21 protein-coding genes and 1 pseudogene are annotated in these 16,324 nt (G+C 59.5%); 19 read left to right on the forward strand and 3 right to left on the reverse strand.

All coding sequences use genetic code 11. The features are described from left to right. Positions 1-272: 272 nt before the first annotated feature. From ACR9ZC_RS13915 to ACR9ZC_RS13925, 3 genes and pseudogenes are all read right to left on the reverse strand, one after another. A pseudogene (locus ACR9ZC_RS13915) lies at positions 273-2,000 on the reverse strand (Hint domain-containing protein); the annotation flags it as partial. Next, on the reverse strand, positions 1,997-2,407 hold the full coding sequence (locus tag ACR9ZC_RS13920; RefSeq protein ID WP_481580731.1) for a hypothetical protein: 411 nt from the start codon (positions 2,405-2,407) through the stop codon (positions 1,997-1,999). The gene ACR9ZC_RS13920 and the pseudogene ACR9ZC_RS13915, both read right to left, overlap by 4 nt. Positions 2,408-2,645: 238 nt before the next feature. Beyond that, a complete protein-coding gene (locus ACR9ZC_RS13925) occupies positions 2,646-2,975 on the reverse strand; it encodes a YdaS family helix-turn-helix protein (RefSeq protein ID WP_481580732.1) in 330 nt (109 codons plus the stop codon). A gap of 104 nt (positions 2,976-3,079) precedes the next feature. On the opposite strand from ACR9ZC_RS13925, the gene ACR9ZC_RS13930 reads away from it, so the two are divergent. The 19 genes from ACR9ZC_RS13930 to ACR9ZC_RS14020 all read left to right on the forward strand — a co-directional run bounded on the left by ACR9ZC_RS13930 (position 3,080) and on the right by ACR9ZC_RS14020 (position 16,310). After that, positions 3,080-3,871 (forward strand): LexA family protein, encoded by a 792-nt coding sequence (locus ACR9ZC_RS13930; protein WP_481580733.1) that lies wholly within the window; start codon positions 3,080-3,082, stop codon positions 3,869-3,871. Next, positions 3,871-4,176 (forward strand): hypothetical protein, encoded by a 306-nt coding sequence (locus ACR9ZC_RS13935; protein ID WP_481580734.1) that lies wholly within the window; start codon positions 3,871-3,873, stop codon positions 4,174-4,176. The genes ACR9ZC_RS13930 and ACR9ZC_RS13935 overlap by 1 nt, the downstream gene beginning before the upstream one ends. Before the next feature lie 175 nt (positions 4,177-4,351). Further along, positions 4,352-4,663: a hypothetical protein gene (locus tag ACR9ZC_RS13940; RefSeq protein WP_481580735.1), complete on the forward strand. Its 312-nt coding sequence runs from the start codon at positions 4,352-4,354 to the stop codon at positions 4,661-4,663. Between the two features lie 83 nt (positions 4,664-4,746). Next, positions 4,747-4,896, forward strand: a complete 150-nt coding sequence (locus ACR9ZC_RS13945; protein WP_481580736.1) for a hypothetical protein — start codon at positions 4,747-4,749, stop codon at positions 4,894-4,896. After that, complete coding sequence (locus ACR9ZC_RS13950) at positions 4,896-5,042, forward strand: hypothetical protein (RefSeq protein ID WP_481580737.1); 147 nt, start codon at positions 4,896-4,898, stop codon at positions 5,040-5,042. The genes ACR9ZC_RS13945 and ACR9ZC_RS13950 overlap by 1 nt, the downstream gene beginning before the upstream one ends. Before the next feature lie 260 nt (positions 5,043-5,302). Continuing rightward, positions 5,303-5,800: an Lcl C-terminal domain-containing protein gene (locus ACR9ZC_RS13955; RefSeq protein WP_481580738.1), complete on the forward strand. Its 498-nt coding sequence runs from the start codon at positions 5,303-5,305 to the stop codon at positions 5,798-5,800. A gap of 216 nt (positions 5,801-6,016) precedes the next feature. Continuing rightward, positions 6,017-6,349 carry a hypothetical protein gene (locus tag ACR9ZC_RS13960; RefSeq protein ID WP_481580739.1) on the forward strand — a complete coding sequence of 111 codons (333 nt, stop codon included), beginning with the start codon at positions 6,017-6,019 and terminating at the stop codon, positions 6,347-6,349. Positions 6,350-6,446: 97 nt separating this feature from the next. Next, complete coding sequence (locus tag ACR9ZC_RS13965; protein ID WP_481580740.1) at positions 6,447-6,611, forward strand: hypothetical protein; 165 nt, start codon at positions 6,447-6,449, stop codon at positions 6,609-6,611. After that, positions 6,608-6,877 (forward strand): KTSC domain-containing protein, encoded by a 270-nt coding sequence (locus ACR9ZC_RS13970; RefSeq protein WP_481580741.1) that lies wholly within the window; start codon positions 6,608-6,610, stop codon positions 6,875-6,877. Before ACR9ZC_RS13965 ends, ACR9ZC_RS13970 begins: the two co-directional genes overlap by 4 nt. Then, complete coding sequence (locus ACR9ZC_RS13975; RefSeq protein ID WP_481580742.1) at positions 6,874-7,971, forward strand: hypothetical protein; 1,098 nt, start codon at positions 6,874-6,876, stop codon at positions 7,969-7,971. Before ACR9ZC_RS13970 ends, ACR9ZC_RS13975 begins: the two co-directional genes overlap by 4 nt. Next, positions 7,964-9,757, forward strand: coding sequence for a YqaJ viral recombinase family protein (locus ACR9ZC_RS13980; RefSeq protein ID WP_481580743.1), 1,794 nt, complete (start codon positions 7,964-7,966; stop codon positions 9,755-9,757). The genes ACR9ZC_RS13975 and ACR9ZC_RS13980 overlap by 8 nt, the downstream gene beginning before the upstream one ends. Before the next feature lie 96 nt (positions 9,758-9,853). Beyond that, the gene (locus tag ACR9ZC_RS13985) at positions 9,854-10,561 is read left to right on the forward strand and encodes a DNA polymerase III subunit beta family protein (protein WP_481580744.1); all 708 of its coding nucleotides are present in this window, start codon (positions 9,854-9,856) and stop codon (positions 10,559-10,561) included. Between the two features lie 122 nt (positions 10,562-10,683). After that, the gene (locus ACR9ZC_RS13990; RefSeq protein ID WP_481580745.1) at positions 10,684-11,328 is read left to right on the forward strand and encodes a 1-pyrroline-5-carboxylate dehydrogenase; all 645 of its coding nucleotides are present in this window, start codon (positions 10,684-10,686) and stop codon (positions 11,326-11,328) included. 250 nt (positions 11,329-11,578) lie between these two features. Further along, positions 11,579-12,163 (forward strand): Lcl C-terminal domain-containing protein, encoded by a 585-nt coding sequence (locus ACR9ZC_RS13995; RefSeq protein WP_481580746.1) that lies wholly within the window; start codon positions 11,579-11,581, stop codon positions 12,161-12,163. Positions 12,164-12,185: 22 nt separating this feature from the next. Further along, positions 12,186-12,557: a four helix bundle protein gene (locus ACR9ZC_RS14000; RefSeq protein ID WP_481580747.1), complete on the forward strand. Its 372-nt coding sequence runs from the start codon at positions 12,186-12,188 to the stop codon at positions 12,555-12,557. 104 nt (positions 12,558-12,661) lie between these two features. Continuing rightward, a complete protein-coding gene (locus tag ACR9ZC_RS14005; RefSeq protein WP_481580748.1) occupies positions 12,662-13,930 on the forward strand; it encodes an RNA-directed DNA polymerase in 1,269 nt (422 codons plus the stop codon). Positions 13,931-14,024: 94 nt separating this feature from the next. After that, positions 14,025-14,621, forward strand: a complete 597-nt coding sequence (locus ACR9ZC_RS14010; RefSeq protein WP_481580749.1) for a hypothetical protein — start codon at positions 14,025-14,027, stop codon at positions 14,619-14,621. 5 nt (positions 14,622-14,626) lie between these two features. Further along, entirely contained in the window at positions 14,627-15,517 is an 891-nt protein-coding gene (locus tag ACR9ZC_RS14015) for a hypothetical protein (protein ID WP_481580750.1), read from the forward strand. Next, entirely contained in the window at positions 15,510-16,310 is an 801-nt protein-coding gene (locus tag ACR9ZC_RS14020) for a DUF1653 domain-containing protein (protein ID WP_481580751.1), read from the forward strand. The genes ACR9ZC_RS14015 and ACR9ZC_RS14020 overlap by 8 nt, the downstream gene beginning before the upstream one ends. The last annotated feature ends 14 nt before the right edge of the window (positions 16,311-16,324 follow it).

The following is a 16,324-nucleotide window of genomic DNA, read 5'->3' on the forward strand; positions in this document are numbered from 1 at the left end:
TGCGTCACGGGGATGATGAATGGATCGGCGCTGTTCACGACGAACTTCATGATGCCGCGCGCGATGCGGCGCAGCGTGGCGTCCTTCAGCGGCCGCTCGCGCTCGAAGATAGACGGGCAGGGGATGTACCAGTCGATGCACTCCGCGGCGGTGCGCCATGGCATCAGTCTGCCGCGCTTCACGTCGTCGGATTTCGGATCGGCGTGCGTCGGCATCGGCCAAACGATGGGAAGGCCGTCGCGGCGCGCGAACAGATAGAGGCGCTTGCGGATGGTCGGAGCACCAAAGTCGCAGGCACGGAGGATGCGCCATTCGACGGTGTATCCAAGACCGGCGTACAGGCGCTCCATCGGAAAGTCAGCCCCGAGTGTTTGATAGATCTCCTGGACGTCCGGATGCGCCGGATCGAGACCCGTCGACAGGGCCGCGACGAATGCCCGGAATGTGCGTCCCTTCTCTGATTTGATCGGATGGCCATGAATGTCGAGCGGCCCCCAGTCCAAAAATTCTTCGACGTTCTCGAGCGCGATGCAGCGCGGCGTTTGGAAGGTCGCCCACTTGAGCGTCACCCAGGCGAGGCCGCGAATTTTCTGCTCGCGCGGCTTTCCGCCCTTGGCCTTGCTATGGTGCTTGCAGTTATGGACAACGATGCCATCGGCGATATAAGTCTCGTCGTCTTCGACGGAGATGTTGAAGACTTCCGTCTCGGCGACGGCGTCGGACACCCGCTGCACACGCGACCAGTTGTGCAAGTCATCACGGACTGTCTGTTTTCGCTGCAGTTCCGCTCTCCAACGCACAAGATAGGTTGGCTTTGCATCAACCGGCCGCCCTTGGATTTCCCGGCTATTCTGTCTGGGACCGAAAACCTGTGCGGTATGGCCGAGACTCTCCGCCAATGCTTTAGTGCTGAAGGCAAGCGCGCGCGAGATCGTCACCGTCTCCGTTACGGGGAAGCCCTTCACGTGAAGATCGCTGCCGTCGGCCGATACATATCCGTCGAGTAGCGCGCGGCGCAGGCTCGCCGCGCATCCGAACGCCCACGCCGGAAAACTCTTCACGCCGCCACCGTGACCGAACTCGGCTCGCAGCCACTCGACCAAGCCGCGGTGGTTCGTCGAGAACTGATATGCGGTCGCGGTGTCACGCTCGTGCCATGCGATTTCGCCGAATCCCGAGCGATCGCCCTCGCGCGGCCACACGTTAAGCTTTTCTCGGAGGGCGTCTGCTTCGCTCTTGCCGCAGATGATGACGAGTTCCGCCCGCTCCGTAGTGATGCGCGACCACCCGTCGCCGACGTAGCGTCCGGCTAGCCACATGAGCCGCTCGTCAATGGGAATGCCACGCCCGGCGACGGTGGGAATCGGAAGGGACGGGAAAGCGCAGGGAGTTCCGCAAAAATGCCGGTCGCCGCCGGCAGCGTTCATGGGTGCGGCGCCCACGCGCATATCCCGCGCAGAGACCCATTCGGGCGCGCCAAGCGTACGCGCATAGCGGCGGTTGGCGTTATCCCATGCGTTCGTCATGGCACGAGCGTAAAAGGGATGCTCCGCAGTGACTCGAATAGTCGGAACACCTTGAATATCAATCTCGTGCACCTGCTTGCGGGCCGACATGGTCGCGTACACGCGGCGATAGCGTCCCGCGTGCGTCAGCACCATGTCGCCTTCGCGAATCGTTTCGATCGCACGATATCCACGATCGGTCAAAATCAATGTTCCGGCGGGGAAGCAATCTGGGCTGAACCACGCGAGTCCGATCGGCTGTTGGTTCGTCACGAAGCCGGGATGAATGTCGAACACATCCTCACGGTAGTGCTTGGTTCCCGGATGATTCGCGGCGTGCATCGCGAGCGCTTCGCCATCATGATTGACCGCGATGTTCACCGGTCGGCCGAATGCGCGCTCAATCCCGGTACTCGCACCACCACCGCCTGCGAAGTTGTCGACGATCAACTCTGCACCGAGGTCTAGCGACAATGAAAACGCGTCGCGCTTCATGCGGCTCTCCGCGGCACCGCGCGCATCGTCGATGTCTGCGCTTGGATTCGATCGAGCGCAGCCGTCGCCTTCGCAATGGCTTCGGCCGCCGATTGGATGGTCTCCGACAGCTTGACCACATCGTCTTCGGGGGCCTTCCGATCGGGCCGCGCGTGCATCGTTTCGTCGCACATCCAGTAGAGCGGGTCGTAGCAGTTGCAGAAGCGCATGAGGGCCAGCACTTGGCTGAACTTCAGGTTCTCGTCGCCCTTGGGATTGAGGCAGGCCTTGAGCTTCGCGTATGCGCTCTCGAGCTTCATATCGGGCCAGAGATGCTGGGCAATCTCTTTCAGCTGCTTGCCGCTGTTGGCGCACATCAGCTGGAGCGCCTCGAATTCGTCGTCGTAGAACAGCTTCGTTTGCATCATCCAGTCCTCTACTAGGCGCCTATCTGCGCGCTCCCTAACAATTAGGGACGGTTAGGGTTTCGTGGTGCGGCGCAAAAAAGGGAGACTTGCGTCTCCGATACAACAACCAACAAGAACCGCTATGCCAAACTCACTTCACACGAGCGACTCGATCGCACTTCGAATAAAAAAGGGGTGCCGGGGGACACCCGAACCGCACATGCAGCAAGGTGTGCGGGAGACCATTCGTGCGGCGCTGCTATCCTTTGCCGCGAGGACCTTTCTTGGAACTGCCGACGGGCGGCTGCGCGTCATCACTGGACTCGATCTCGTCCGGTGGGCGGACGCCTCCATCTGCGATCGCTTGTGCGGAGTTGCGCACGTACCGCCAATCGACATCGGGTCGAATATCGTCGACACGCACAGCGCCGTTGGAGGCCTTGTCGATCTCGATTGCGAGCGATTCGCTGCAGCGCCGCTGCCGATAGATGACCTGCCAGAGGTAAGCGACTGAAGTCCCCACGGACTTCGCGAATGCGTCGCGCTCGTCTTTGGTCAGGTTCTTGAAGAAGGCATGAAGTTTGTCCATGCCGGTAACGATAGCAAATGCTCTCGCAAAGAGCAAGCAGATGATCGCAAAACAATAAACTTTGCGAACACAGCAAATGCTAGTTTTCAGGTGTAATGCAGGCTATGGATATGGATGCACACCGCCGCAACAAGCTGAGGGAACTGGTCGAAACGGAGACCGAAGGAAACGTCTCCGCGTTCGCACGCAAGCACGGCCAAGACGCCACGAGACTGCGACAAATACTCAACAAGAACTATCGAGGGGGCAGGAGCTTTGGGGAAAGCACTGCCCGCAGACTCGAAAGCGAGTTGGGGTTGCCGGCCCTCTACTTTGATCGAGGTCTGGTCGAGGAAGTCTCAAACCACAAAAGTGGCATTGGCGATGCCTCAATGAAGGGCGAAAAGAACGGTCTAACTAGGCAACTGCCTACATCGGGTAGGGATATCCTTGCTGCCGAAGGCCGAGGACAATTCGACCAGAACGTGGCACCCGCAACGGTCGGGCACCGCCGCATACCAATAATCAGCTTTGTGCAGGCCGGCATGATGACCGATGTAGCGGATCCTTTTGCATTGGGGGACGGATTTGAGCTGATCCTAACGGACTTGGACGTCTCGGATGGCGCGTTCGGGCTCAGGATCAAGGGGGATTCGATGTTGCCGGAGTTCCGGGAGGGCGATGTCGTCATCATCGATCCGGCGGTAGGCGCGGTGCCAGGCGATTTCGTCGTCGCCAAGAACACAGAGGAAGAGGCAACGTTTAAAAAGTACCGGCCACGCGGCACTGATGCGCGCGGCGAAATGATCTTCGAGCTGGTACCCATGAACGATGACTATCCCGTCCTCAACAGCGAGCGGGACCACCTGCGCATTATCGGGGTCATGGTCGAGCATCGAAAGTATCGGAGGCGGTAATGCGCTCCATCATTCTGGCTGGAGCCATCGCTGCGGTCTGCGGCAGCGCAGCCGCAGGAACGCTCAAAACCGTCACGGAGAACAGCTTCGGCTGCGTGTCGGAGCAAGCGTTCAAGGACGCTGAGAGCTATCTTTCGAACCATGAAGTGCGCCTGTTGCAGCGCCAATTCTCGTCCGGCGAATGCGTGGTCTTCGAGAAGGGGCAGCAGGTGATTCTGGTCGATGTTGCATTCCTATCGTACGCCCTCGTCCGCATCCCCAACAACGCCACCAAGCTGTACACCTTCGTCACGACGTTGAAATAGTCTGCCGCGTCGCCCCGCGCCAAAGCCCGCTCCGAGCGGGCTTTTTCGTTGGTGCTATCGCAGATGTCCTGCGCGCGAAAAAAATTTATCGACAAGCGATAGCAAATGATTGCGTCTAACAAGATCATTTGCTATTGTTCTTCTCAACGCAGCACCGAACCCACTGGAGACCTCGATGAGCAAGAGCAAACAAGACTGGACCGCAGGCCAAACCGTTCGCGTCGGTTTCATGAGCTTGGTTGTGGTTGCAAAGCTCGAGGCGGCTGGCGACGGCAACCCGGGCGCCTACATCCTGACAAGCGGCACCCAGCTCTATTCGTTCGTGCCGCACAACGGGGTGAGCACGATCACCGAAGAGCAGGCCGTCGCGATGTGCGAGGAATCAAAGCGCACTGCCGAAGCCCGCGCCGCGCGCGCTCAAGCCCAGGTAGCTCGGGTGATGGCAAACGCAGCAGTGTGCGAGAAGTTGCAGGCGATTGCCGCATAAATCCGAATACCCCACCCGCGAGAAAGTGCTTGGGGCAGCGGAAGTAGCGCGTAAGACCCCGGGCGGCAGGACAGGAGATCGAAATGAGCCTATTCGCAAAGGACTTGCTGGAACTGCGTGCGATGCCACGCAATCCTGATGGAAAGCTCGGCGGCCTCATTGAAGTTCTGATGCGCGAGCTTGCGTTGAACATCATCGCGCAGGGCGTCGCGGATCAGCGTGGTGGCCTGTAATGCACACGCTCGCTCAGACCGAAGCCCTGGGCGATTGGATCATCGATCGCGATCTCGCTCGAGCTGTCGACGCCGAAGAGCGTGAGATCGAAGGCGAACAGGATGACGAATTCGATGCGGAGGATCTGCGACATGACGCCCGCTGAATTGGAGAAATGGCGCAATCGGCCAATGAGCATTACCACGCTGACTCGCTGCGATGAGTGCGGCGAGTTGAAGCCGGATCCGGCCGTGCAGAAGCGAACGTACGAAACCGGCTACTACGTCAGGCCGAAATTCAGCGTGAGCGCAACGTGTTGCGAGCCGTGCTTTGAAGGCGTGAAGGCCCGGGCGAAAGCCGAGGCAGAGCAAGCGACGGCGGTTTCGGAATCCTGATAGCAGTTACACCTCAAAAAAGGAGTTGGCAATGTCGGAAGTGATCGAAAATTCGGCGCTCAAAGTGCCGCAACTCGGCGAGTACTGGCCAGGGCAGGGCGGCATTTATGCCGGCGTGATGCCCGGCGAGAACGGGCAGCGCCCGTACCATCTGATCGTCTCCGAGGAAAGCGCCGAGGGGCTCGAATGGGGTGAATACGGCCAGAAGATCGAGGGCGCCGACAGTCGTATCGATGGGGCTGCCAACACCAAGGCAATTCTCTCCGCCGACGGCGATCACCCAGCCGCGAAATGGGCCGCGCAGTACTCGAAAGATGGCCACTCAGATTTCTATCTGCCTGCGCAGCGCGAACAAAACCTGTGCTTCGCGACGATCCCCGACAAGTTCGAGACGGACGATTGGTATTGGACGAGTATGCAGTACTCGGCCTACGACGCCTGGAGCCAGTACTTCGATGGTGGCCACCAGAACCTCGCGGGCAAGGGCAACCCCGGTCGCGCTCGCGCCGTCCGCAGATTATTCATTTGAAATTTCTCAATTTGAAGTGCGCCGCGCGTCGCCCACGCGTGTGTTAGGAGGGGCTGGCCCGGGGCCTTATCCGGGCATCCTGAACGGATCGCGTTAGCGGGTGGTTGGACGAGTGGCGCGGGTAATGCCCTAGCTCGCGTCGACTGCACCGATGGGCTGTGCCATAGCGCGATCCGTTGAGGATTACCTACTTAGGAGTCCTTATGACATTGGTCGATGAAATTGAATACCGACGCATTGAGGCGACGCACTCCGTCGTTGCTGGGACTTGCTTCGGACTGTTTGCAGCGATGGCTGGTCTACCGTTCATTTTCGGCGGTCATTTGCTTCTGGTTCTTGTCGGGGGTTGAAGTGTTCCAAACACCAAAGCGCGGTACCGATTTGCGGCATTTCGATAGTGGTCTTTCCGAGGCAGAGAAGCACCGCGTGCTCGAAGAGGTTGAGCGGGATCGGCAAAAGGCACGACTCGGAAATCGCTATTTGCTGCACCCGGAGAACGCTCCGCAGCGCGGGACATACAACCCAATTACCGGCGCGAGGATCGCGTGAAGTTGATCGTCGCCAGCGTCATTTACATCTTCCTGCTGGCCGCCCTCATTGCATTCGTGCGCGGCGCCGGAAGCTCTGCCAACAAGAGGAGGTATTGATGATCCGCGCGTTTGATCGCTTCTATCAGAAGCACCCAAAAGCGGCTTTTGCCGCGATGTTGGTGATCTGTGCGGTGGCGCTGTACGTCGCTCACGGATTGGATTCAGACAACGCCGCCATGTTGCAACTGAAGTACATGGCGAACACCAGGAGTTCTACATGACGAAGCAAATAGCGATGGACTCCGTCGAGTCCTCACAGATCCATAGCATCGGGCACGACGCTCAAACCAACACGCTTGCGATTCGCTTCAAGAGCCGCAGCGGTCCCGGTTCGCTGTATCACTACAGCAACTTCACGGCTGACGACTACGCCGCATTCAAGGCGGCCGAGTCAAAAGGCACTCATTTCGGCAAGAACATCAAGCCTTTCACGGAAAGATACCCGTTCGTCAAGGTGGAGTCGGCGCCGAAACTGGAGCAGGCATGAGCACGGCACTGACCACGCGTAACGAATTCGGCGCACAACAGCAGATGACCGCGGTTGTCGAAACCGCATCGACGGCCGTCGCGGCTCAGTCGAAGGCAATGGTCGAGGCGCGCTACATCATGGCGATGCAGCGCCCCCGCAACTGGGATCAAGTCCGACAGGACCTCATCACCGAGTGCAAGCGGCCGTCGTTCGCTCACAACAAGAGCGCGTACTACCGAAAGCCTATCGGGAATGGCGTCGAAGGGCTGGGGATTCGGTTCGTCGAAGTCGCGCTGCGCTGCATGACAAACGTTCTGGTCGAGACGACCATGATCTTCGAAGACGACGCCAAAGAAGTCCATCGCGTCAGCGTGACGGACCTCGAATCCAACCTGACGTATCCGCTCGATGTCCGTGTATCGAAGACTGTCGAGCGCTCGAAGCCGCTGGATGATGGCTCATACATTTCGGTCCGGAAAAACAGCTACGGGAAGAATGTCTTTACGGTACCGGCCAACGATGACGACTTGCTCAATAAGCGTGCGGCGCAGATCTCAAAGGCGATCCGGACGCTTGGATTGCGCATCATCCCCGGCGACCTCCAGGACGAAGCTGAGGCGATCATCAAGGCTGTGCGTATGGACGAGGCCGCGCGCGACCCTGCCGCCGAGCGCAAGCGGATCGCCGACGCGTTTGCCGAGATCGGCGTGAAAGCTGCGGACTTGACTGCGTATCTCGGCCACTCGCTCGATACCTGCTCGCCGTCCGAGCTCGTCGACCTGCGCGGCATCTTCGGCGCAATTAAGGACGGTGAGGCGACGTGGAAATCGGTGATGGACAACAAGGCCGAACAGCAGGGCGGGAACGACGGTCAGAGTGCGGGCGCGCCGTCTAATGGGAGCGCGACTTCCGGCGATAGCAACCCAACAGGCGCCAAGACGGTTCCCGTCTGTACGGACGACGAATTCAAAAAGAAGGCCGCCGAATGGCGCAAGACCATCCTCGACAAGAAAAAGTCCGTCACCGAGCTGATCGCAACGATCGAGACGCGCACACGCTTGACGGAAGACCAGAAGACGCAGATCGACGCGTGGAGCCACGAAAATGACTGAACGCATCATCCACAACCTCATCCAGGGTACGCCCGAATGGGAGCAATTTCGACTGGAGCATTTTGGTGCGAGCGAAGCCGCCGCGATGCTCGGCCTGTCATCGAAGGTTCGCCGCAGCGAGCTGCTTCACATGAAGCATACCGGTACCGCGCGCGAGTTCAGCGAGTGGGTGCAGAAGAACATCCTCGACTACGGCCACGAGGTCGAGGCGTTGGCGCGGCCGATCGTCGAGGAAATGATCGGGTCGGATCTGTATCCGGTCACGTGCTCGCTCGGTCGTTTGTCGGCGTCCTGCGATGGCTTGACGATGTCCGAAGACATCGCCTTCGAACATAAGCAGTACAACACAGCGCTGTTCGATGCGCTCTCGAATGGCGTGCTGCCCGAAGAGCACGTGCCGCAGGCGCAGCAGATCATGCTGGTGACCGGCGCGGCGCGGGTGGTGTTCACGTGCTCGGACGGCACGCCTGATCCTCTCGTGACGCTTGATGTGCTGCCCGACGAGGCGTGGTTCCAACGGTTGCGCGCCGGCTGGGCACAGTTTGAAAAGGATCTCGCCGAGTACCAGCCGATGGAGGTTGTCGAGGCGCCCACACCGAGCGCGATCATGGCGCTCCCGGCGCTGGCAGTCCAAATCCGCGGCGAGGTCATCACGAGCAACCTGCCAGCGTTCCGGTCGGCCGCCGAGCAGTACATCGCGAGCATCAAGACCGACCTGGAAACGGACGAAGATTTCGTCAATGCGGCCGCAACCGTCAATTTTTGCGACGATGCCGAAAAACGGCTGGCCGCGGCGTTGGACGGCGCGATAGCTCAGATGGCCACTGTGGACGAGGTAAAGCGGACGGTCGAACATCTCATCGAGCAGTTTCGCTCAAAGCGCCTCGCCCTCGACAAGCTCGTCGAACGCCGCAAGAAGGAAATCAAGGAAGCCGCCGTCGAGGCGCGCCGAAAGAAGTATGCCGATCATGTCGAAGCGCTCAACAACGCACTCGGCGACGTAAGCATCGTGGTCACGCCACCGGATTTCGCTGGCGTCATCAAGGGCTTGAAGACGATCGCTAGCGTCAACGACAAGCTCGACACCGCGCTGGCCAACGGAAAGATCGCTGCGGATGCGGCTGCCCGTGATTTGCGCGCGAAGTTGGACTGGTACGAGCAACACGCCAACAACCACGAGTTTCTGTTCCGGGATCTTCAGACGCTGATCCAAAAGCCATCGGAAGATTTTGAGCTCGCGGTGCGGAGCCGTATCGACGAGCACGAGCGCGCTGAAGCGGCGAAGGCGGAGGAGGCGAAAAAGGCGCTGGCCGCAGAGTATCAGGCGTTGCGCGAGAAGGGCGAATATCCAACCTTTGAAGAGGCCGTTGCCGCATCAGCCAGTGGCGAAACGTTGGACTATCGGCGCGGCCCGCAAGAGGAATGGCGCGCTTGCGGATCCGGCCATGAAATGAACGCCCATTTTTATTATCGGCGTTCGCCGCAACCAGCATTGACTGTGGCAATTGCGCCTCAGGCGGAACGTGCGCCCTGGATCGCGCCAGCACCATTGCCGTCATCTGCCGTCGTTTCTGCAAAAGGCACCGCGACACTGCGGCTCGGCCAGATCAATGAACGCCTCGCGCCGATCACGTTGACGGCCGAGGGTCTGGCGATGCTCGGATTTAAGCACGCGACAACCGAAAAATCGGCGAAGTTGTATTTCGAGAGTGACTTCGTAGGTATTTGCGGAGCATTAATCCGCCACATCGAAAAGGCTGCCGCCGAGCTGGAGCGCGCAGCGTAACGAACGGGCGCCGCCGCCGGCCGACTGGAATTGGCAATAGCGTTTCTCCGACTGGCCGGCGATCGGAGCCCCCACATATTGGCCTGGACGATTCGAATGAACGCACCGAACGATGCTCAGCTCTCGATAGAAGGGCTACCTCAACACGAACCCGAAACCAACGCAGTTGCACGCATGATCGCTCGCGTGAACGCGATGGCAATCAAGGTCGCATTTCCTTTCATGGCCCAGAACGACATCCGCTACTACCTCAATGGAATCAACATCCGACCACTCGAGGATGGCACGGTGATGATCGTTGCGACGGATGGCCACCGCTATGTCGTGATCCGCGACCAGCACGGGTATGCCGAGAGCGAAATCACTGTCTCGGTGAAAAAAGATGCGCTGAAGTCCTGCAACGCCAAAGCCACGGTGGACGTGATGTCGAACGGTTCAGCGATGGTCAACGACGAAGGCGGTCAACCGCAATTCATTCAGCCAGGAAAGTCGCTGATCGAAGGTACCTTCCCGCGAATCGAGAATGTCGCTTCGGCGATCGGCTACAGCGAAGGCATTTCCGGGGCCATTAATCCAGCCTATCTGAAGGACGCGCTCGTGATCGGACAGTTCTTCGGCAGCATCCGCTTCTTTACGCGTGATGCCGATAGCCCACTGATGTTCGTTGTGGGCGGCTTGGGCGATCTCGAGGTTTTCGGCGGGATCATGAAGATGCGTGACAGCTTCGAACAGTTGCCCGTGTGGTTTCCGAGGCCATTACCGTTCGATCTAACGCACACGACCCTGGATCCGGAGGCATCGTGAGGAAGGACATAGAGACGTACCTGGGGACGGCAAGCGAGGCCACTGCGAAGCGGATATCCGAGCGAATTGGCATGCCGCATCTCGATGTAGCGAAGGAATTGAATCGTCTACACGCGGACGGCGTGATCGAGCGCGAGAAGCGCAAGGGCGGTGGCAACGAGTACGTGTATTGGCTCGCGCGCCTGCCGGCTCAGACCAACGTTGCGCAAAGTTGTGGCGTCTCTGAAACGCCTGAAATCGAGCACATCGCCGAAGTTGTTCCAGGATCCGGCGCTTCGTCTGCAGCTTCGAAGCCAGAACCAGAGCCGATTCAGACGGAGGCCGAGAAAGCGTTTGCAAAGTTGGCCGCGCAGACGCGAGAGCTGATGGAGATTTTCGGCTTGCCAGGCACGATGACTGAGGCGCTCGATACGGCTCGGTCGATGGTCGAAATCGCGAAGGCGACGGCATCCGAGCGCGACGCGCTGCGCCTCAGATGCGACGAATTGGATGTCGAGAACGAATCCAACAAGCGGTCGCTGGTGAAGTGGCGCCAGAACTGCGCCGATCTGGAGGCGCGTATCGACGAACTGACGCTCGGCCCGATCGGGTCGAAATCGCCCCTGTTCGTCACGATCGGCCGTTCCGCGAAGCCTCAACGTCACGACTCGCTCGAAAAAGCACAGAAGCGCGGGCAGCGCCTCGTGCGCGGTGAGAAGGAATCGGAAGTACTCGTGCTGGAGCCAGTAGGTCGGATCGTGCGCGGCACCGAATGGAGGCCGCGATGATGGCTTGCGAACCGATATTCGAGGCACTTCGGCGACTTGAACATGCCGATATTCCTCCGAGCGATAGGGAGATTCTGCGCCCCGCCTTCGCTGCACTGCACGGCGGCCAGGCATTTCCCTTACCCGAGCGCGTCGTTGCCCGCATTCGGGCGCTCGATGCGCAGTTGAGCAACACGTCGCGCTGATTGCCTCGGACGCGACGCACTTTGATGGCCTGCTCGCACAGGGGCCAATTTTTTAAAGGATCGATATGAACGCAGCAGAAATCGAAATCCCGTTCCACGGCGGACGTCTGAGCGTGCCGAAGGACGCGGCGGTCAAAGCGTGGCTCGATTCCGCGCTTGGGCGCGTATCCGAAAAGGCTGAGAAGGGCATGCCGGCAGTGGGCGAGTACTGGGAGGGGGAGGGCGGCATCTATGCCGGCTTCATGCGCGGCGAGGGCGGCGCGCGCGGCTGGCACCTGATCGTACCGACGCATCCCAGCGCTACACACGACGGCATCAAGTGGGGGCCGTACAACGCCGATACCGGCGCGACGAGTCATACAGACGGGCTTGCGAATACGAAGGCGCTTGCGTTGCTGGGAGCCGATTACCAAGCGGCAAAGTGGGCAACGCAGTTGGAGATCGATGGGCATCGCGATTTCTATCTGCCCTCGCGCCGCGAACTCGCGCTCGCCGAATTGAACCTCGCGGATCACTTCGTGAAGGGCTGGTACTGGTCATCGACGCAGTGCTCGGCCAGCAGCGCCTGGCTCCAGATCTTCGATGTTGGCTACCAGGACGTCGCGGGCAAGGTCAGCACCGGTCGCGCTCGCGCCGTCCGCAGATTGTAATTTTGACTTTTGAAATTTAGCCATGGCCGCCGCCAAAGAACTGCCGATTTACAAGGTCGCGTATGACCTCTTCAAAGAGGTCACCGAATCGACGCGGAATATGCCGAGGGACTTCAAACTTTCCCTCGGCGGCCGGATCCGCGACGAAGCGCTCGAAATTGTGACGTTGATTTTCCGAGCGAACGCGGCGATCGACAAGGTGCCCTACCTGAACGATCTGCTTGAGCGAGTCGACGTGATCAACCTTCTGTTGCGCCTCGCGCACGACATGAGGTTCATTGCGACGAAGCATTACGCAAAAGCGATCGAACTCACGGCATCTGTAGGGCGGCAAGCTGGTGGCTGGCGAAAATCTTCAGCATCGTCGCCCGTTGCCTCACGGTCAAGGCCGTGATGCCTGTGCGATTTTCTATCTGGTCGTGCCGCTGTCTCACGAGGACACCGACATGCGCAATACGGATACCGGCAGCGTTGCTGCGCAGGTCCCGCGCAGTTTCTTTGCTGATCGGTGAGGGCCTTCAGCAAAGCGACGTAGATAGCACGATACGACGCAGTACTCGGCCAACAACGCCTGGAACCAGAACTTCGATGATGGCAACCAGAACAACGCGAACAAGGACAACACCGGTCGCGCTCGCGCCGTCCGCAGATGGAAGCGATGCCGTATCGTTCCAAGAGCTCGTCGCCGCATATTTCGATTGCCGGCGCACGAAGCGAAACAGCAAGAACGCGCTCGAGTTCGAACAGCGGCTCGAGCGCAACCTCGCTCGCCTATACGGCGAGCTGATCGATGGCTCGTATCGCCCGGGCCGTTCGATCTGCTTTGTGGTGACGAGGCCCAAACCGAGGGAGGTGTGGGCGGCGGACTTTCGCGACCGCGTGGTCCACCACCTGCTCTATAACCGGATCGCCGCACGCTTCGAGAACGCATTTATTGCCGATAGCTGCGCCTGCATACGCGGGCGCGGCACGCTGTATGCCGCCGAGCGCCTGGAGTCGAAGGTGCGGTCGATCACGCAAAACTGGTCGCGTCCAGCGTTCTACCTGAAGCTGGATCTGGCCAACTTCTTCGTCTCGATCGACAAATGCGTCTTGCTGGAACTGCTTGCATCGAAGATCGGCGAGCCATGGTGGATGTCGCTGACGGAGCTTGTGCTGATGCACGACCCTCGCAGCGATTTCGAGTTCCGCGGCGACCCCGCAATGATGGAACGGGTGCTGCCGCATAAGAGGCTCATGGAACAGCCGGGGCACCTGGGTCTGCCGATCGGCAATCTATCGTCGCAATTTTTTGCGAACGTCTATCTCGACGTGCTCGATCAGCACGTGAAGCACCAGCTGCGCAGCCGGCATTACATCCGCTACGTCGATGACTTTGTTCTACTGCACGAATCGGTGCAATGGCTCAGTGAAGCGCACGCCAACATTGCCGCGTTTCTGCCAGAGCGCCTCGGCGTGCGACTGAATGAGCACAAGACCATTCTGCAGCCGGTCGGGCGCGGCATCGACTTCGTAGGACAAGTCATCAAGCCATGGCGCCGGTCAACTCGCCGCCGCACGTTTCGCGAAGGTTTGAGACGCGTCGCGATCGCGCCGGCCGCTGATGTGCACGTCATGGCCAACAGCTACTTCGGATTACTACGACAGGCGCCAGCAAGCCATCACGATCGCGCGCGTCTGGCGAATGTAGTCCGCGATCTTGGCCACAGCGTCAACATGCAATTTACCCAGACCTATCGGCGTGGGAAAGCAAACGTCGAAACGTAATCCTCTCGCCGAGCGCGGCATCTCCATGCCTCGTATGCGCTCGGTTTTTCGGTGCCCGGCTGGCATAGCGGGCCGCTTTTTGGAGAATGACAGAATGCCCACCGGATACACTGCAGCAATCGCGGGCGGAATAACGTTTGAGCAATATGCGCTCATCTGTGCCAGAGCTTTCGGGGCGCTCATACTGATGCGTGATGAACCGAGCGATGCTCCGATCCCACATCGATTCGAGCCATCCGATTACCACCAGAAGAAATTAGAGTCCACTCACGCTGAGTTGAACCGAATCCTTGCAATGAGGCCCGCGCAGGTTGATGTCGAGCGAGATAGGGACTATGCGAGCGAGATGGAGTCGTATGGCAGACGCATGAGTCGGGCGGCTAGCCTGCGAACGAAGTACGAGAACATGCTCGCCAGTGTTCGTGCGTGGGAGGCACCGACGCCAGACCATGTCGAGTACAAGGCGTTCATGGAAGATCAGATCGTCAAGTCGATCAACTTTGATTGTGATACTTCGCATGACGCGGTACCTGAAAAGAAGTCGGCCGATGGATGGTTGTCGATACGGCTCGCAGAGCTACGACAAGACCTTGCGTATCACGAGAATGCGCACCGCGAAGAAGTCGTGCGCACCGAGAAGCGCAACGAGTGGCTTAAAGCGCTGCGAGACAGTTTATCCAACCCGAGGTGAATGACATGAGCGACAACAAGGAAACGAAGCAAGCGCCGGTCGTCGAGGCGGCGTCTGTAGAGCACGGACAAATGGGCTGGAAATTGGCGATGCGCGTTATGCAGAGCGATCTATTTGAACAGCTCGACGATGCAGAACGCGCCGAATGCGATGCACTGGTGCGAGCTAACCCGTATATGAATTTCCGCAGCAACGCCGACAGCGCACCAGCGCCGGCCGTCGAGGCGGGGGCGCGGGATGAGTTGTGGGAAGCAGCGCGCCAATTCCACAATCTGACGCAAGGCGACAGCGCGGTTATCATCCGGGCGCCGTCCGCCGAGAAGCGCGACGCCATCATTGCGGCCGGCGAACGCTTGCGAGCCGCACTCGCCCGCGCATCCGAGGCGGCGGCAGGGGAGCCGGATATTGCGGGCATGGTGGATCGCTTCCTTGGCTGGAAGCTACCGCAAGACTTCGCGCCAGATGCTGGGATTTCGTTCAAGCCGCCAGCCAACTTGGCTTTGTGGCCTACCGGAACGAATCTTTTGCACGCAGAGCAAGCACGGCAAATGCTTGAGTACGTATGCGCCGCCCCGCAACCCGATAGCGAGCAGCAAGACGATCTGTTGCGTCGCGCAGTAAAGGCAGTCGTCGCGATGCTCAAGAACGGCGAGTATGCCGAGCATTGGGCGGACGCGGAAGCGCCTGGAGACGCGGACGCTACCGACCTGGAAGCCGCGATTACCGAACTCGTCAACGAGACACATGAAGCCAGCGAGCAGCAAGCGGAGCGCGGGCTGGACGACCTGGTAAACATGCGATTGCGATGCTCAGCGGCTGTCCAGCGCATTCCGTGTGACGTGTTGATCGAGTATGGACGCGCCCTTCTCGCCGCCAAAGGAGACGATCATGCGTGACGACGATCTCAAACCGTATCGCGAAGATGCAAGCACTGTCGCCATCAGCCGTGATTTATTGGCCCGATCGATAAGCGATTTCCGAACGAGCGAGGCGCTGGAGCGGCAGAAAATAGCAGTGCGCGAGGAATTGGAGTCGCTTCTTTTCGAAGCCAGCGCTGCGCCTGCTGATGGGCGGGAGACGCCAGTATGGGCCGTGTACAGCGGCGTGTGCCTGCACGACATTTTCCAAAGTGAAATCGCGGCCCGAATCCATGCGAAGGAAATGCAGAAGCGCCACGACCTATCGGGTTCGTTCGCAGCGTTCCACGTCGAGCCTCGCATCCTCGCCACTGCCCCGACGATGAGCGAGGCGGAAGTATTGCGCGCCGAGAGGGATCATGCGCGGGACATTTCGGCACGCAGCATCGCTATTCTTTCGAGAATCCGTTCGTTTCTAACGCCAGAAGACGTTCGGCTTCCCGACGGACGTGTAATGCAGTTCAACAATCCTGAGATCGAGCGCGAAATGCTGCGTGGATTGTGCGCCGCCATTCGGGCCATTCCAGGCGATCTAGCCACTGGCCCGACGATGAGCGAGGCAGCCGGCGCCAGACGATTCCGTCACGTAAAGACGGGCTGTCAGTACCGGATCATCTGCGAAGGCGGAATGGAGTCTGACTGTACGCATGTTGTCGTATATCAGAGCGAGGACGCCCCCTATGGAATTTGGGTTCGACCGCACGCTGAATTTTTCGATGGCCGTTTCGCCGAAATCGACCGCGCCGCTGCGAAAGGGGATAACCAATGCTGAACTGGTTTCGAAAT

Source organism: Trinickia sp. HAY1-2D, assembly GCF_056754935.1.

Excerpts from the sequence above, each read along its gene's own strand:
- ACR9ZC_RS13935 (WP_481580734.1), top strand. The coding sequence starts at position 3,871 with ATGCGCTCCATCATTCTGGCTGGAGCCATCGCTGCGGTCTGCGGCAGC.
- ACR9ZC_RS13985 (WP_481580744.1), top strand. The coding sequence starts at position 9,854 with ATGAACGCACCGAACGATGCTCAGCTCTCGATAGAAGGGCTACCTCAA.
- ACR9ZC_RS14010 (WP_481580749.1), top strand. The coding sequence starts at position 14,025 with ATGCCCACCGGATACACTGCAGCAATCGCGGGCGGAATAACGTTTGAG.
- ACR9ZC_RS13925 (WP_481580732.1), bottom strand. The coding sequence starts at position 2,975 with ATGGACAAACTTCATGCCTTCTTCAAGAACCTGACCAAAGACGAGCGC.
- ACR9ZC_RS13955 (WP_481580738.1), top strand. The coding sequence starts at position 5,303 with ATGTCGGAAGTGATCGAAAATTCGGCGCTCAAAGTGCCGCAACTCGGC.
- ACR9ZC_RS13970 (WP_481580741.1), top strand. The coding sequence starts at position 6,608 with ATGACGAAGCAAATAGCGATGGACTCCGTCGAGTCCTCACAGATCCAT.
- ACR9ZC_RS14020 (WP_481580751.1), top strand. The coding sequence starts at position 15,510 with ATGCGTGACGACGATCTCAAACCGTATCGCGAAGATGCAAGCACTGTC.
- ACR9ZC_RS14000 (WP_481580747.1), top strand. The coding sequence starts at position 12,186 with ATGGCCGCCGCCAAAGAACTGCCGATTTACAAGGTCGCGTATGACCTC.
- ACR9ZC_RS13950 (WP_481580737.1), top strand. The coding sequence starts at position 4,896 with ATGCACACGCTCGCTCAGACCGAAGCCCTGGGCGATTGGATCATCGAT.
- ACR9ZC_RS13945 (WP_481580736.1), top strand. The coding sequence starts at position 4,747 with ATGAGCCTATTCGCAAAGGACTTGCTGGAACTGCGTGCGATGCCACGC.
- ACR9ZC_RS13960 (WP_481580739.1), top strand. The coding sequence starts at position 6,017 with ATGAAATTGAATACCGACGCATTGAGGCGACGCACTCCGTCGTTGCTG.
- ACR9ZC_RS13965 (WP_481580740.1), top strand. The coding sequence starts at position 6,447 with ATGATCCGCGCGTTTGATCGCTTCTATCAGAAGCACCCAAAAGCGGCT.
- ACR9ZC_RS14015 (WP_481580750.1), top strand. The coding sequence starts at position 14,627 with ATGAGCGACAACAAGGAAACGAAGCAAGCGCCGGTCGTCGAGGCGGCG.
- ACR9ZC_RS13920 (WP_481580731.1), bottom strand. The coding sequence starts at position 2,407 with ATGATGCAAACGAAGCTGTTCTACGACGACGAATTCGAGGCGCTCCAG.
- ACR9ZC_RS13940 (WP_481580735.1), top strand. The coding sequence starts at position 4,352 with ATGAGCAAGAGCAAACAAGACTGGACCGCAGGCCAAACCGTTCGCGTC.
- ACR9ZC_RS13930 (WP_481580733.1), top strand. The coding sequence starts at position 3,080 with ATGGATATGGATGCACACCGCCGCAACAAGCTGAGGGAACTGGTCGAA.
- ACR9ZC_RS13975 (WP_481580742.1), top strand. The coding sequence starts at position 6,874 with ATGAGCACGGCACTGACCACGCGTAACGAATTCGGCGCACAACAGCAG.
- ACR9ZC_RS13980 (WP_481580743.1), top strand. The coding sequence starts at position 7,964 with ATGACTGAACGCATCATCCACAACCTCATCCAGGGTACGCCCGAATGG.
- ACR9ZC_RS13995 (WP_481580746.1), top strand. The coding sequence starts at position 11,579 with ATGAACGCAGCAGAAATCGAAATCCCGTTCCACGGCGGACGTCTGAGC.